The 14,533-nt window shown below is 63.2% G+C and carries 14 protein-coding genes and 2 pseudogenes; 7 read left to right on the plus strand and 9 right to left on the minus strand.

Translation table 11 applies throughout. The features are described from left to right. Positions 1 to 35: 35 nt before the first annotated feature. From Thiofri_RS16505 to Thiofri_RS16540, 8 genes are all read right to left on the minus strand, one after another. Complete coding sequence (locus tag Thiofri_RS16505) at positions 36 to 410, minus strand: hypothetical protein (protein WP_009146763.1); 375 nt, start codon at positions 408 to 410, stop codon at positions 36 to 38. Beyond that, positions 407 to 1,087 carry a hypothetical protein gene (locus Thiofri_RS16510; RefSeq protein WP_143741711.1) on the minus strand — a complete coding sequence of 227 codons (681 nt, stop codon included), beginning with the start codon at positions 1,085 to 1,087 and terminating at the stop codon, positions 407 to 409. Before Thiofri_RS16510 ends, Thiofri_RS16505 begins: the two co-directional genes overlap by 4 nt. After that, positions 1,084 to 3,930: a DUF927 domain-containing protein gene (locus tag Thiofri_RS16515; RefSeq protein WP_009146761.1), complete on the minus strand. Its 2,847-nt coding sequence runs from the start codon at positions 3,928 to 3,930 to the stop codon at positions 1,084 to 1,086. The genes Thiofri_RS16510 and Thiofri_RS16515 overlap by 4 nt, the downstream gene beginning before the upstream one ends. Before the next feature lie 123 nt (positions 3,931 to 4,053). After that, positions 4,054 to 4,590 carry a hypothetical protein gene (locus Thiofri_RS16520; RefSeq protein WP_009146759.1) on the minus strand — a complete coding sequence of 179 codons (537 nt, stop codon included), beginning with the start codon at positions 4,588 to 4,590 and terminating at the stop codon, positions 4,054 to 4,056. Continuing rightward, positions 4,587 to 4,802, minus strand: a complete 216-nt coding sequence (locus tag Thiofri_RS16525) for a helix-turn-helix transcriptional regulator (protein ID WP_009146758.1) — start codon at positions 4,800 to 4,802, stop codon at positions 4,587 to 4,589. The genes Thiofri_RS16520 and Thiofri_RS16525 overlap by 4 nt, the downstream gene beginning before the upstream one ends. Before the next feature lie 101 nt (positions 4,803 to 4,903). Next, positions 4,904 to 5,563 (minus strand): hypothetical protein, encoded by a 660-nt coding sequence (locus Thiofri_RS16530; RefSeq protein WP_009146757.1) that lies wholly within the window; start codon positions 5,561 to 5,563, stop codon positions 4,904 to 4,906. A gap of 116 nt (positions 5,564 to 5,679) precedes the next feature. Continuing rightward, complete coding sequence (locus tag Thiofri_RS16535; protein ID WP_009146756.1) at positions 5,680 to 5,976, minus strand: hypothetical protein; 297 nt, start codon at positions 5,974 to 5,976, stop codon at positions 5,680 to 5,682. A 94-nt stretch (positions 5,977 to 6,070) separates the two neighbouring features. Continuing rightward, complete coding sequence (locus Thiofri_RS16540) at positions 6,071 to 7,498, minus strand: tyrosine-type recombinase/integrase (protein WP_009146755.1); 1,428 nt, start codon at positions 7,496 to 7,498, stop codon at positions 6,071 to 6,073. A 761-nt stretch (positions 7,499 to 8,259) separates the two neighbouring features. Between Thiofri_RS16540 and Thiofri_RS16545 the strand changes: the two genes are divergently transcribed. The 7 genes and pseudogenes from Thiofri_RS16545 to Thiofri_RS16575 all read left to right on the plus strand — a co-directional run. After that, positions 8,260 to 8,481 carry a putative hemolysin gene (locus Thiofri_RS16545; RefSeq protein ID WP_009146754.1) on the plus strand — a complete coding sequence of 74 codons (222 nt, stop codon included), beginning with the start codon at positions 8,260 to 8,262 and terminating at the stop codon, positions 8,479 to 8,481. A 216-nt stretch (positions 8,482 to 8,697) separates the two neighbouring features. Continuing rightward, entirely contained in the window at positions 8,698 to 9,327 is a 630-nt protein-coding gene (locus Thiofri_RS16550) for a hypothetical protein (protein ID WP_009150107.1), read from the plus strand. Positions 9,328 to 9,372: 45 nt separating this feature from the next. Further along, entirely contained in the window at positions 9,373 to 10,725 is a 1,353-nt protein-coding gene (locus tag Thiofri_RS16555; RefSeq protein ID WP_009150108.1) for a DDE-type integrase/transposase/recombinase, read from the plus strand. Further along, on the plus strand, positions 10,725 to 11,525 hold the full coding sequence (locus tag Thiofri_RS16560; RefSeq protein ID WP_009150109.1) for an ExeA family protein: 801 nt from the start codon (positions 10,725 to 10,727) through the stop codon (positions 11,523 to 11,525). Before Thiofri_RS16555 ends, Thiofri_RS16560 begins: the two co-directional genes overlap by 1 nt. Continuing rightward, entirely contained in the window at positions 11,522 to 11,731 is a 210-nt protein-coding gene (locus tag Thiofri_RS16565) for a hypothetical protein (RefSeq protein ID WP_009149578.1), read from the plus strand. The genes Thiofri_RS16560 and Thiofri_RS16565 overlap by 4 nt, the downstream gene beginning before the upstream one ends. Before the next feature lie 575 nt (positions 11,732 to 12,306). Further along, a pseudogene (gene lexA / locus Thiofri_RS16570) lies at positions 12,307 to 12,774 on the plus strand (transcriptional repressor LexA). A gap of 92 nt (positions 12,775 to 12,866) precedes the next feature. After that, positions 12,867 to 13,424: pseudogene (locus tag Thiofri_RS16575) on the plus strand (YrrC family ATP-dependent DNA helicase); the annotation flags it as partial. 245 nt (positions 13,425 to 13,669) lie between these two features. Here Thiofri_RS16575 and istB read toward each other — a convergent pair. After that, complete coding sequence (gene istB / locus Thiofri_RS16580; RefSeq protein ID WP_323705473.1) at positions 13,670 to 14,533, minus strand: IS21-like element helper ATPase IstB; 864 nt, start codon at positions 14,531 to 14,533, stop codon at positions 13,670 to 13,672.

Here is a 14,533-nt window from a genome sequence, read left to right on the forward strand (position 1 = left end):
TGGCAAGGGTGAATTGTCGCAACAGTGACGGTTATTCAGCCGACAACCACGGTCATTCGATTAAACCGCTTTCCGGTTTTGCTTTGCTCTTGTCCGTGAAACGTCAGGGCCACCAGCGAACCGATTTCCGCGTCTTCCGCGCGCAACCGCTCCAATAGCCAGGCCGTCAACCAGACCGCGACCACGGAACCGTCAGGGCGCTGAATCAGGGCTTGATGCTGGGGGCCGAACGGGCCTTGTTCCTTCCGGCTTCCGACTATCGCGCCGGTTAAGGTGTCGCCGGGTTCCGGCTTCCAGGGCTCAATGACAGCCGACAGCCGGGCCTTTTCTTCCAGTCGCGCCAAGCGGTCCGGGTCAATGGCGACGGGCGCCGGTAGGGAGTTGTCGAGAGTGGTTAGGGATTGGGTCATGGTGCGTCACCTTCGAGGATGGGCCGCCAGTCGCGGCAAGGATGGACAGCCGCCGGCCACGGCCATAGCGCCGGGTTCCGGTGGCTTGCGGGGGAATCGACAGCACAGCGACCAATGCCGCCGCGCGGGTTGATTGCATTGGTGGTGAAGTGCCAGCAGTGGCAACAGGCCACCTCGGGCGGGTTGCTCGGTGTCACCTGGGGGAGTGCTGGCGCGTCCACCTCGGGCGCGGTGGTGGCCAGCTCGGCAAGGGTCCAGGCCAGCGCGTGCGGATCGCTGGCACAGGTGGCGAGATATTGGGCGCGGGCCTCGGTGGCTGTTTCGCCTATCGCGTCCAACCAGGCCACCACAAGGGCCGCGTCGCTGGGGTCGAGTTCGCCGCCATGCTCGGGCGCTGGCGCGGGCTCAATGCTGGCGCCGGCATAGTCGGCTTGCACCTTGGCCAGCGGTGCCAGTGGGCAATAACTGACAGTGAGGACGTCGCCGCTGGCGGTGGTCACCAGCCAAAGCCGCGCACGTTCGCCGCGCGGTTCGCTTTCCCTTTTGTTATTTTCTGGCGAACCGGGCGAACCGGGCGAACCATGCTGATTTTCTGAGGGTTTTTCGGTTCGCTCAGGTTCGTTAGCCGGGCGAACCGGGCGAACCGTCAGGCGTTGCGCCAGCGCCGCCATGCTCACGGCTCGCACCTCGGGGCGATGGCATAGGGGTGTTGCGTCCGGCCTTGCACTTTGGTGGTCTTGTAGCGCTTGCCTTCGTCGCGGTCGGCAATCCAGCCGGCCGCGTCCAAGGCGTCCAGCACGCGACGGAAGTCAAAGCCGGTGGTGGCTTCGCGCAAGCCGGCCGATGTGAACAGGTAAACGCGCTTTTTGCGCTTGACGCCATTGTCGTCAGTGCCGTCATCATCATCGCGAAACCAGCCAGCGCGGTCGCGGATCATTGGGCCGCTGTCGCCGGCCAGAACGTGCGAAAATCGGGAATCGCCGTGCTTGGCAATGAAGTCTTCAACCGCTTCGAGAATTTGCCGGGTCTCGGTGTGTCCCTTGCCGCGCTGTTCCTTCCAGGCTTGATAGGCGGTGGCCGCCGCCTTGATGGCCAATTCTTCAGGCCAGTCAGTAATGCCATAGAGCGTCGCGAGTTCACCAGCCAGCGCCGCCAGGGCGAACGCGCCGGCCGCGCGTCCTTCAAGGCTTGATTCCGCCGCGAATTCGCCTCGGGCTTGAATGGCCGCGAGCAGCTCGCCAGCGTCGCCGGAACCATCGGCAACCAGGGCTTGCACGAACGCGGGGCCGGCATGGCCAAAGTGGGTCGCCGCCGCTGTTCTCAGGGTGTCCGATAGCTGGCGTCCGTTGTCCAGGCCGTGCAATTCGTCGAACAGACCGAAGCGCCGCGAACATGGAATATCCAAAAGCCGCGCCTCTTGTCCTGCCTTGGCGCGCTTGCCGCCTTCCAGCATGGTCGCGCCAATGGTGCGTTCACCGCTTGATAACAGCATGACGCGCCAGCGCCGCACAGCTCGGGCGCCGCCGGTGCGACTTGCGCGACTCTTGCCGGTGCCGTTGCCGATGGCATAGATAACCGCGCCAAGCTCGCGCGGGTCGGCTTCGCTGATTTCGTCGAGAATCAAGGCGGTGTCATTCAATGCCGCCGCGATGCCTTCGAGTCCGTTCGATGTCGCGCGCCAGGTGCGAACAAAGCCAGGGCCTCCCCAGACCGAAGCGCCGCAGGAAAGGGCCGTGCTCTTGCCGGTGCTGCTATCTCCTACCAGGTGAAAGCCGCCGCTTGTCCGGTGCACCTTGGCCAGCAGCGGGCCGGCCAGCGATGCGGAAACCGCCAGGGCAAGAATCGGATTCCCAATGCAGCGCGCCGCAATCTCAGAGCGCCAGGCGTCCAAGGTGCCGCCAGTGGTGAATTCGTCATGCTGGGCATGTTCCGATTGAAACCGCACGTCACCATTGCCAATGATGCGATGGGGCAGCACGAACACCTTTCCGGCCATGTGCCATCCGGTTTCGGTCGCCGCCAGCACGCGCCGCTTGGGGTAGCGACTCATTAAGTAGCCGTTAAGCAGGCGGTGGCTCATTGGGTCGATTCGCACGCCAAGCGCCAGCAGTTCGCCGCGCAATTCCTCGCCGCTTCCCTTGAGTAGGGCCATCGGCATAGACCATTCTCGCCAGCGTCCGGCCGCGTTGCGGAACCGCAGCAAAAGGCCGTGCTCGGTGTCGGTGTCGCTGGCGCTCATGGCATCGGCATGCAAGGGCGTGCATATCCATTGGTCAACCTCGGCTTCGTCCTTGATGCCGTGCCACCACAGGCCAGCGGGGCCGAAGCCGGTGCGTTGGTCATGCACGGCATAACCGGGGCGCTCCACCTCAGGTTTCGGCTTTTCGGTTCGCTCGGTTCGCTCGGGGTTTTCGGCGGGCGAACCGCTCAAAGCCGCGCCATTGCTGGCGGTTCGCCGGGTTCGCTCGGTTCGCCGGGATTTATCAAGGGGCGATGGAAAATCGCGCCAGCGGGCCACCTCCGCGAACCGCTCGGGCGTCCAATCATCGGCCAAGGCGTCCGCCGCGTCCCAACCTGGGGGAAGGTCTGGCGCCAGCGATTCCAGGTCAAGAATCGCGACTGATTCAGCGCCGGCCAGATAGGCGAGCGACTTTGCATTGTTGGCATAGAGCGCGCCGGGTTCGTCATTGTCCGGCCAGACCAGCACGCGCCGGCCTTTGAGTGGGGTCCAGTCAGTTTTCGCGGCCGCCTTGGCGCCGTTCATGCTGGCGATGCAGACAGCCTCGGGCACCAGCGCCGCCGCCGCGTCCGCCGCTTTTTCGCCTTCACAGACTAGCGCCGCCGCCTCGGGCTTTGCCGCCAGTCTGTCGAGTCCATAGAGCGGGCGCGGCTCGGGCGGTGCCTTGCGAATCCAGCTCGAACCGTTCCAGCTTTGCGGGCTGAATTGCTTTCGCTCGCCATTCAGGTCGAACCGTTGCACGAACGCCAGCGGTTGACCGTCGGGCGAGCGGTAACACCATTCCGCGCTGGGCTCGCCGTGCGTGTGGTGCGCGCGCTGGCGGGCCGCTAGGGCGCTTTCGGGAATCGGGCTCATGGTTGCCTTCGGTGCTGGCGCTGGCGTCACCTCGGGCCGCTGATGGCCATTTGCGCGCGCCTTTTCCGTCACAGTTGCGGAATTGTCCGAGCGATTTAGCGCAACAGTTGCGGTTATTCCGAGAGCATTGGCCAACCGGTGGGCCGCTTCGCCTTGGCTGTCGGTGCCTTCGAGATAGGCCACCAGGGAAACAAGGTCGCCGCCAGCGTCGCCGGTGGCAAAGTCAGACCATGCGCCGGTTTGGGTGTTGACGGAAAACGAACCAGGGTTGTTGTCCGTCCGCCTCGGATTGCGCGCCAGATATTCCGGGCCTTGGCGCTTGCCGCCGGGCAACCAGCGCGACAGAACCGCGTCCGCGCTGGTCAGTGCCGCGCGGGCGGTGGCTTTTATGTCCACCAGTGGCGGGCCTTCAGTGGTGTCGCTCATTGGGCCACCTCCGCGCCGCCAGCAGGCCGAACCGCTGTTCCTGTTCGTCGGCTTCGCGTGATGCGGTAACGCAGGAATAAACGCCGGCCGCCAGTTCGTGAAGGTGTTGGGCTTGAAGGTGGTTCATGCTGGCACCTCCGTCTTGCTCGCGTGCAACCGTCCATCGGTGTCGATGTAAACCACGAACCGGCCGTTGCAGTCGCGGATAACCAGGCCGTCCGATGGGCCGTCTTGAAGGGTTGCGCCGTCCAGCACAACAAAGCCGGTTGACGGGTCAACCGCCAAGAAAATCTCTTGCGCGGTTTCGTCGCAAGGATCCGCCTTGAATGCCGCGACTAAGCTGGGGTGAATGCGGGGTGCGGGCTTGGCCTCGGGCTCGGGAGTGGTCGCGGTGAAGTAATACTTGCCGCGCGATTCGTCCAGCCATAACCATTCGCTTTCGTCCGGGGCGTTGCAATACAGGCAAAGCGAGACTTTCAGCAGGGCTTGCCGCTCGGATTCGCTCAGGCGAGAGAGAACCGCGAACAGCGCGTTCGCCTCGGAAGCGAGTCCGATAAAGGGTAGGTGTTCGATGCGTTGCGGGCCATCGGTGAAGGTATAGATTGCCTCCAGGGTGACGGCTTCGCGGGTCTCAAGGTGGGCGGGTGCTGATAGGTTCATGCCGCACCTCCGACCGTGTTGGTGCGGGCATTCTCGGCAATGAAGGCGTCAAGCGCAGCGCGGTCATAGCGAACCGACCGACCGAGTTTGACGAATTGCGGGCCGGTGCCGCGCACGCGCCAGGCTTGCAGGGTCCGGGGGGAAACTCCGAGATATAGCGCCGCTTGGGTCTCAGATTCCAGGGCGCGGGAAGGGGAAAGGTTTTCGTTCATGCTTGCTTAACTCCGCTGGTTTACGTTGCGGGAATCAAGCTATCGCCACGCCGTGCGTGTGACGATGTAGAAACGATGTATAGACGGCGGGGCAGCGCCGCTCAATCAGCGCCGCGATGCGAATACCGGGAATGGTTTTTCATCCGCACCTTTTGAGCGTCTTTCAATCGATTCCATGCCGTGCCGAATGATGTCGGGCTAAACAGCTCGGGGTATTCGATGCCGCACAGTTCGCGGGCCTTTGCCTTGCCGCCGTTTGGCACCGCCAAGGGGTCATATCCCAAGGCTTTGAGCGTTTCCAGAATTGCGCGCTCTTGCTTTTCGGAAGGGTCAATGCCCGGGTCACGGCGCCAATCATCGCCGCTTTCCTCTGGCCGCTCGGGCGCGTCAATCCACCCGTGCAAGGGTGAATCGCCGGGAATGTCGGGGCGGTCCGGCCAGTCGCGATAAGCGCCGCGCGATACCATCGGGATGTCGCGCGTTCGGGTTGCGGGCGCGCGTGATTCCAGGCCCATGCGACGCGCCAGCAGCCGGTAATCTTCATCGCCTTCGATGCGGTCGCAACCGGCAGGCTCGAGGCTTCCGCTTGCAATCGCCGCCGCCAGCAGTGACCGCAGGGCTTCGGCCATGTCGCCGTCACGGTAATAGTGCAGGGTTGCGATGTGCTCGATATTGAGCGCGTCAGGCCAGCCGCCGCCGCGCTTCGATTGGCCAAGTTTCAGGATTGAGCAGGCGCGATGCCAGAGAAATGCCGGGGTCATGTTCGCGCACCTTCACGCGGGCACCTTCAGGAAGGGTGCGCCAGCCAGGGCGGGAAGGTGGGCCGCCTTTTCGGGAGCTAACCTAGACTGGCGCGAACAGTTTAGCGGGTGGTGTGTTATGCAGCAGCTCTGAGCGAATAGACGGGGCCGCTTTCCATGTGCGCGGTTGCTTGGGATACCACGTCCGACAGTTCAGCGAGCATTGTTAACAGCGAACCGATGTCGCCTAACTCGCGACGGGATATTTCCTCGGGGCCATCGTTCAGCAGGTGGCCAATAACAGCGATGCCTCTGGTTAGCGTCACGTTGTCCGCCTTGAAGTTCTCAAGGTCTCTGGTGGTGGCTTTGTCTTGGTCCAGTACCGGCAAGGTTTCGAGCATCGCCGGCAAGTTGTGGTAGTAACGCGGGTGCATGGTCTTTCCTCCGGGCTGAATTGTCGCAACAGTTGCGAGAATAGCGGGCAGCCGAACAAGGGCAGGCAGTCCGCCAAGTGGGCGTTTCCAGGTTTCAGCCGGCCTTGCGGTGCTTGGTCGGCATGTCCACCACGTCCGCCTTGGGCGTCAGGCCAGCCGCACCCATCAGCCGCTCGCCATGCTGTTCGAGCGCCGCGCGCACGTTGTCTTGTCCGAACCGGGCATAGACTTGTGTGGTGCTGGCGTTGGAGTGATTCAGCACGCGACCAATCAGGTGCAAGGAATTGCCAGCCTGGGCTAACCAGCTTCCAACAGTCCGCCGCAGGTCATGCAAGCGAACATCATCGATGGCGGGTGGGAGGGTCAAGCCGGCCGTGTCGCAAGCCGCGCGAATCTCTGTCAGTGACGGGGTTGTATCGGTGTCCTTGGCCGCGTGCTTGCTGATGGTGGCCGCGCGGGCCTCGGTCAAGCGGTCAATCAGCTCGGCAACCTGGGGGAGTTCGCGCCAGCGTGCCAAGGTCGCCGCCGTCTTCACGCGCAACCACGGCTTGGAGATATTCACCAGCGGGGCCGCCGTCTTGTCGGTCGCCTTGGCCGCGCGCGGGCCTTTGCCGGGCAAGATGAAAGGGTTTCCGGGCTGGCGCGGAATCTCGCGCAACAGCGCCAGGGCTGGCGCGCTCAAGGGCAGGTAGTGAGTCCGGCCGGCCTTGGTGTCGGCAAGCCGCAGTTCGCCGCGCTCAAGGTCGAGATCATCCCAGCGCGCGCGCAATATCTCAGACTTGCGGGCACCAGTCAGCAGATACAGCCAAAGGCCGTTGCGGGCTGATTCGTTCGGCTCGGCATTGATGGCCGCCGCCAGGTGGGGCAATTCGTCGGGCTTGATGTAGCGGTCGCGCTTTTGTTCCTTGAAGCGGTCAATATCGCGCGCCGGGTTGATGTGCGCCTCGGGCACAAAACCCCAGCGCCGGGCAAGCTCGAACATCTTGGCCACCAGGGCAAGGGTCCGGTTCGCCTCATAGGGTGCGCGCTTGCCGATCTTGGAATGCAGCGCCGCCACGTCCGCGCGCTTGATGCTGGCCGCTTTCAGATTGCGCCAGGCGGGCAAGATGTGCCGCTCAATGCGCCGCTGGTCATCATGGCCGCTTTTCTTTTGGCTGGCGTGCCGTTCGAGATAGGCCGCGCACAAGTCCTTGATGGTCTCGCCTCGGGTGTCGCGCTGGCGCTCTTCAAGGGGATCGGTGCCGGCCTCCGCTTTCACCAGCTCCGCGCGCGCCATCTTGCGGGCTTGTTCAACCGTCAAGGTGCCATAGCGACCGATGGTCAATAGCCGCTTGCGTCCGTTGGTGCGGTAGGACAGCACAAAGGTTTTCGCGCCGCTCGGATAGACGCGACAGCCGAAACCGAGCAGCTCGGAATCCCACAGGATAACGCGGGTGTTCGGGTCGCCGGCTTCGTGCCGGGCCGCGTCAACGTCGCGCTTAATCAGCTTGCGCCGTTCGGTCTTGCCTGAATCGTTCGCCATCGGTAGCACCTTCCCGGTAGTCAGTGGGTCCGGCAGTCACCAGCGCGCTGGTTACAGTCACCACACAGTCACCAGGCGGGAGCGTTTGCGGTGGTGACTGAGCGTAAATGGTAGCAGACTGAAAGCGGGCAAGCTACTGTTTTTTCGCAGTCTAGCGCAACCGATAGTAGACAATGGAAGGGGCGGAACAGTGATTTGTAATCAGCAGGTCGGGGGTTCGAATCCGTCCGCCAGCTCCATTAAAAACAAAAGCTTAGCAATTATTCAGGCTGAGCTTTTTTCATTTTTGCCCCTCTGGGTAACGCTAGGGGTAACATTTTGCAGGCGTTAAGCGGTGTTAAGACCCGTTAGTCGCCGGGACCCATGCCTCGCCCTTTTCAGCAAGATTCCTTTTCATTTGCCGCTTGAGGTGGCCAAGCTCTTCCCCGGCCGCTGTTACCCCAAGGCCCGTTTTCTGTTACCCCGGTCCCGCAAGATTTCGCCCAGAGGGCGCCGTTCAGCCCGCCCCACTCTCAGTACAACCATTAGGACTCGGGCCCCTCCGTCCCTCAACTTTCGCCAGCACTCTCCCGAGTGCTGCCGAATTCGCAGCACCTGGACATCGCCCCAACAAACCAGGTAAAGCCCCGCGTTTGATATGCGCACTTGGCCAAAACGGATTATCCTCGAGAGAACTGTTCGGCATTGGACAGCAGCCAAGCCTTGCGAGTGTGGCAGACCTAGCTGATAAACTTCGACTCACCCCCTTTGATTTCCGAAAGATGATGCATCATTCCATCGCGTTAACTGGTTCGATCACCCTGGTCTTCGCCCTGATGGCCACCACCCTGATTGCCGACGACAGCGCATCAACCCAACTCGCCAACCCGGCATCTGTGAATTGCCACAAGCAAGGCGGTGAACTCTCCATCCGCCAGCGACCGAACGGCGGCGAATACGGGATCTGTGTTTTTGAGGAGAATCGCCAGTGCGAGGAATTGTAGTTTCTCTCCTCTATCCACGAACCACCGCCGGAAATTCCCCCCACTGCACCACCGGTGAAACGGCGAACCGGTGGAGCAAAGCGGCGCGCCTGGGCCACGCGCTTTCTCACAGCCTTCCCCGCCCGGGCAAGTGCGCGCGGATGCGCCACACTGAGCAGAGGGATCACTGCAACAGAAGTGGCCCGTCCAGTTCACCGCTGGACGGGCCGGAGGCCGGTGCAACTGCGCTTTGCATACCGAGGCACCGGCGAGGAGTACGTTAGCGCCAAAGGCTGGGAGCAGACAACGCTCAAGCGCTGTCCCTTGCATCCCCAGGGTGGCTGCCACTTCGCCCGTCATGGCACCTACGCACGTATCTCCCCGCCGGGAACGCTGATTTGCCGCTACTACTGCCCGGAGGGCCATCGCACCTTCAGCCTGCTGCCGGACTGCTATGCCGCGCAGCTCACCGGTCAGCTCAGCGAGGTCGAGGACGTGGTCAAGGCGGTGGAGAACGCCCCCAGCCAAGCCGTCGCCTGCGAACAGTTGCGCCCGGACATTGAGCTCCCGGGCGTGCAGCGCTGGGTGGGACGCCGAGTCGGTGCCGTGCGCCTGGCCCTGCATCTGCTCAAAGGTCTGCTCCCGGAGCGTTTCGCTGACTGTGCCGCCACCCTGAGCGCCTTTGCCCTCACGCTCGGGCTCCTTGACGGCTGTGGTGTGCTGGTGGTGCTGCGCGGGATCGCCGAGCCTTGGTTGCAACAACTTCCCGCCCCGCTCGGATTCCGTCCCCGGCATCGGGTGGTTGGCGGGCGGCGCGCCGCCCGCCAACACCCGACGGGGGCGGACCCCCCGGGGAAGAATCGTTAGGGTCGCAAGGGCAGGCACTGGGCCTGCGCTGTGAGGAACCGACCCATGACTGATTGTGATTCCGACGCCGAACGGCGCCAGCAGATCGCCTTGTTTCGCCACCAGGTGATTGGCGAGCTCGTGCATTTTCCCGAGGGCCACAAGGGGCTGTATGCGCTGATTGAGCAGAAAGCCGCGCGTGACTATGTCATCCCCGGCAGCCAACGCACCCGGGTGGCGGCCGAGACCATCCGTGATTGGCTCAAGGCCTATCGCCGCGGTGGCTTTGATGCCCTGTTACCCAAGCCACGCGCTGATCGCGGCCAATCCCGGCGCTTGCCAGCCGAGGTGGTGGAGACGCTGCTGGCGATCAAGGAGGCCAACCCGAAACTCTCCGTCCAGCTGGTCATCCGCGCAGCCCGTGAGCGCCCCGAGGTGCCCGAGGCACTGCCCCTGCCGCCCTCGACCGTGCATCGGCTGCTCGCCCGCCATGGGTTGATGGAGCCACCCAAGGAGACGCCGGTCGATCAGGACCGGCGCCGTTTCGCCTTTGCCCAGGCCGGGGAGCTGTGGATGAGCGATGTGATGCACGGCCCCAGCGTGGTGGTGGGCGGGCGAGTGAAGCGCAAGACCTATTTGATCGCCTTCATCGATGACGCCACCCGGGTGATCCCGCATGCGGCCTTCGCGCTTTCGGAGAATACGCGGGCGTTCTTGCCGGTGCTGAAAACGGCGGTGGCCAAGCGCGGGCTGCCGGCTCGGCTGTATGTCGACAATGGCGCCAATTACCGCTCCCAGCAGTTGGCGCTGGTGTGCGCCAAGCTGGGGATCGCCTTGATTCACGCCCGTCCCTATCGCCCTCAGGGCAAGGGCAAGATCGAGCGTTGGTTCAAGACGGTACGGGCGCAGTTGCTCACCCGGCTGACCTCGGAGGATACCGCCAGCCTGGAGGCGCTCAATCGCCGGCTGGCGACCTGGGTCGAGGGGGAGTATCACCTCAGTCCCCATCGCGCCCTGGAGGGGCTCACACCGCTGGAGCGGTGGGCGCAAAGCGCCGAGGCGCTGCGTTATCCCGAGCCGTCCTTGGATCTGGCCGATGTGTTTTTGTTCGAGGCCCAGCGCAAGGTGCAGAAGGATCGTACCGTGAGTCTCAACGGGGTGGTCTATGAGGTCGATGCGCTCTTGGTGGGAGAGACGGTGACCTTGCGCTTCGATCCCGAGGCGCCGCCGGAGCGTGGGGTGCAGGTGTGCCATCACGGCAAACGCATCGAAGTGGCGCGTCCGGTGCAGACCTATGCCAATTGTTTTGTCCGTCGTGAGCGTCCGTCCTCGACCCTGCACAGCGACACCCCGGCGGCGGAGCCAGCGCCCTCGGCGCTGCGCCTGCGTGAGCTACCCGATGACGGGGAGGTGCGCTGATGTATCAGAAGCATTTCGCACTCACGGCTTTTCCCTTTGATGTCACGCCGGAGCCGGATGCGCTCTTTGCCTCCAGTTCCCTGGCCGAGGCCGAGGCGCGGTTGAAGCACTTGCTCGAGTTGCGCGGCATTGGCCTGGTCACCGGCGAGGCGGGATCGGGGAAAACCACGGTGTGCCGCAAGGTGGCGGCGGAGCTGCATCCGGGCTTGTATCGGGTGTTCTATGTGCCGCTCTCGACGGGTAATGTGATGGATATGTACAAGTCGGTGGCCTGGGAGTTGGGACTGCCGACGGAGCGCAATCGCGCGGCGGCCTTTCGGGTGATTCGCACGGAGATTTCGCGTTTGACCCTGGAGGCGAGGCAGTGCCCGGTGCTGATCGTCGATGAGGCGCATCACTTGCGCAATGATGTCTTGGAGGATTTGCGCTTGCTGACCAATTACCGCATGGATGCGGAGAATCGCTTGTGTCTACTGCTGGTGGGACTGACGGAGTTGCGCCGGCGCTTGGCGATGGCGGTGCATGAGTCGTTGGCGCAGCGCGTTGTGGTGCGTCATCACTTGAGCGGCCTGACGCGCGAGGAGGTGCCTGGGTATTTGACCCATCGCCTGCGCTTGGCGGGATGTGAGCTTGAGGTGTTCGAGCCGGCGGCGGTGGAGGCTTTGTTTCAGGCGACTCAGGGGATGCCACGCAAGCTCAATCGGCTGGCGCATTATGCGTTGATCAGCGCGGCGAGCGAGAAGGCGCGCACGGTGAGCATTGATCACGTGCAGCTGGCACGTGAGGAGGTGGGGCCATGAGTGCGCGGCACGAATCGGAATCCTTGTCCGTGACCTTGCCAAGCCATTGGACTGGGGAGCAGGCGGCAGCGGTCTATACCTTGCTGTGCGAGCTGACCCACCTCGTCGAGGCGCGTTACCACCATCAGTTACAGACGTGGTTTGTTGGGGAGGAACCGGGCGAGCAGTTGGATCTGTTCGGCTTTGATGATCCGATGCCGTTCTGAACCCTCAACCGGCGGCGGGTGATACGGCCCACCGCTCCATCAACCCGGGCCGGGCGTGCGTCGCACCCCGGCCTTTTTTGTTGTCCGCTCTTCGTCGATCAGGGTCCGTCCGTGCCCTGGTGAGCGTCTCGGGCTCTTCCATCTGCTCCCTTTTTTTCACCGGGTGGATCAAAGCGGCAAATGTCTGTCTTTTCGTCTCGATACAGTTTGGAAAATTGCCGGTGGACTAAATTGAGAGCTAACAGGAATGGGCGCTGTTGCGTGGCGAGTGTCCTGGCGGCGGGTTAAAGGTCACCGGCTATGACAATGCGGCCGAAATCTATTGCGCCATCACCGGCGGTGAGGTGAACATGACCGCCAAGACCTGCAAGACGCATCAAGGTGTTCTTTGCGATTTGGCGGCCTATTTCAGCGGACCCTGTCCTAAATCGACAGCCCCATAACCAGCTCGGGTTGATGGAGCCGCTCGATCATTGCTTGACGATGGCGAAATCGAGCGAGAGCGCCTCGCGCCGGCGACTGGAAAGGGGTACGCTTTCGCCGTACCCCTTCGAATCGACTGAGGCAGTGACTGCATGGCCCAACTCGCCTACCTGATCCCCCGCCGCCGCACCGCGCCGCCCTGGAGCGCCGATCTCGAACCAATCGATCTGGAAATCGAAGCCGGCGTCACCCTCTCCCTGCTCGGCACCATCGCCGCCGGCCTGCCGATCGAAGCCATCGAAGACCAGGAAACGGTAAAGGTCCCCTCGCACATGGCGCGCAAGGCCAGCTATGCCCTGCGGGTGCGTGGGCATTCAATGACCGATGATCACATCCAAGATGGCGACATCATCATCGTCGAGCAACGCCAGAGCGCGGAGAACGGTGAGACCGTGGTTGCCAAGATCAACGGCGACTAGGTCACCTTGAAACGCTTCTACATCGAAGCCAATGGTATTCGGCTGCAGCCGGCCCATCCCGACATGGCGCCGATCATCTTGCGCCATGAAGAGCTCGAGATTCTTGGCATTGTTACCGGGGTGATGCGGCTGGCCGCCTGATTCGCTGGACGGGTGACCTTATAATCGCCTGGAGTCGGTTTCATAGAGCGCTGGGCATCCGATCACCGGGTCACCCTTGCTACTATGCGCCGATGACCGACGCGCCCGCAGCCTCGTACCACGCCAACTCCCCGCTCGACACCCTCGCCGGCCCAGTCGAGCGCGTCACCTTCCACAGCCCCGAGAGCGGCTTCTGCGTGCTGCGGGTCAAGGTCCGTGGGGAACGTGACCTGATCACCGTCGTCGGCACCGCCGCCCAGGTCGCGCCGGGCGAGCACATCGACGCGCGCGGGCAATGGACCATCGATGCCCGCCACGGCCGACAGTTCAAGGCCAATGAATTGCGCGTGGTCCCGCCCGGCACCCGCGAAGGCATCGAGCGCTATCTCGGCTCCGGGCTGGTCAAAGGCATCGGCCCGCATTTCGCCAAGCGTCTGGTCGATGCCTTCGGCGAGCAGGTGTTCGACATCATCGAGCAAGCGCCCGAGCGGCTGCGCGAACTGCCCGGCATCGGCAAGAAGCGTCAGGAGCGGGTCACCCGCGCCTGGGCCGAGCAGAAGGTCATCCGGGAGATTATGGTTTTCCTGCAATCCCATGGCGTCGGCACTGCGCGGGCGGTCAGGATCTTCAAGACCTATGGCGAAGTATCCAATGTCAACTATCTTGGCCGGTCAGCGTCAATTATCTTGGCCGGTTAATGTCGTTGTGCTTTAGATGCGGTATCTCCTAATTTACAGGGTGGTTGCGGGTGGATCTGGCGGGGCCGAGTACGGGAAGGAGCCCGTAGGGCGACTGGAAGTGCTCGGCCCCGCCAGCGGCGCGGCGGCGCGTGCGCCAGAATAGTTGTCGCGGGCATTCGCGCCTGCAAGAGAGCGACAATTGCCCTGGCGGTTTGTCATCCCGAGGGCGCGGACTCAGAGTCATCATCGCGACAACCCACCGAGGTTATCGTCGATGGCGAGGGTAACGTGATCGTTGGCGCTGGCGTTGGTGTCAGGCTCCCGGGCTCAGCGGCGATCTGCCCCAGGGCCTGCTTGCGCCGGTAACTGTCGCTACTGAGTTCGATAATTGTCGCGTGATGCACCAAGCGATCGACGGCGGCGACGGTCATCATCTGATCCGGGAAGATGCGATCCCATTCGGCGAACGGTTGGTTGGAGGTGATGATCAGGCTGGCGGTCTCATAGCGATGGGCGATGAGTTCAAACAGCACCTGGGTTTCCGTCTCGGATTTTTTCACGTAGCCGAAATCATCCAGGATCAGTACGGCGTAGCGCTCGAGCTTGTGCAAGGCATCCTCCAGGTGCAGCTGCGTGCGGGCCAGCTGCAACTGCTGCACCAGGGCGGTGGTGGCGAGGTAGCGCACGCGCACCCCCTGCACGGTGAGTCCGTGACCGATGGCGGCGGCCAAATGGGTTTTGCCCACACCGCTGGGGCCAAACAGCAGCAGGTTGCGCGCCTGGCGCGTCCAATCCGCGCTGCCGGCCAGCGCCTCGATCTGTTCGCGGGCCAGGCCAGGGACTTGGGCGAAGTCGAAGCTGGCCAGGCTCTTGCCGACCGGCAGGCGGGCGTCTTTGCTGTAGCGGGCGATGCGCCGGCTGTCGCGATCAGCCAGTTCCTGCTCGCATAAGGCGCTCAGGTATTGGGCGCTGTCCCAGCCGTGGCGCTGGGCGTGGTCGAGGAAACCCTGCCAATGCTGCGCGATGCTCGAGAGGCGCAGTTGCTTGAGCATCAGGGGTAAGGTGGCGGTTTGAACCAT

It is taken from the genome of Thiorhodovibrio frisius, from assembly GCF_033954835.1.
Lineage (GTDB): Bacteria > Pseudomonadota > Gammaproteobacteria > Chromatiales > Chromatiaceae > Thiorhodovibrio > Thiorhodovibrio frisius.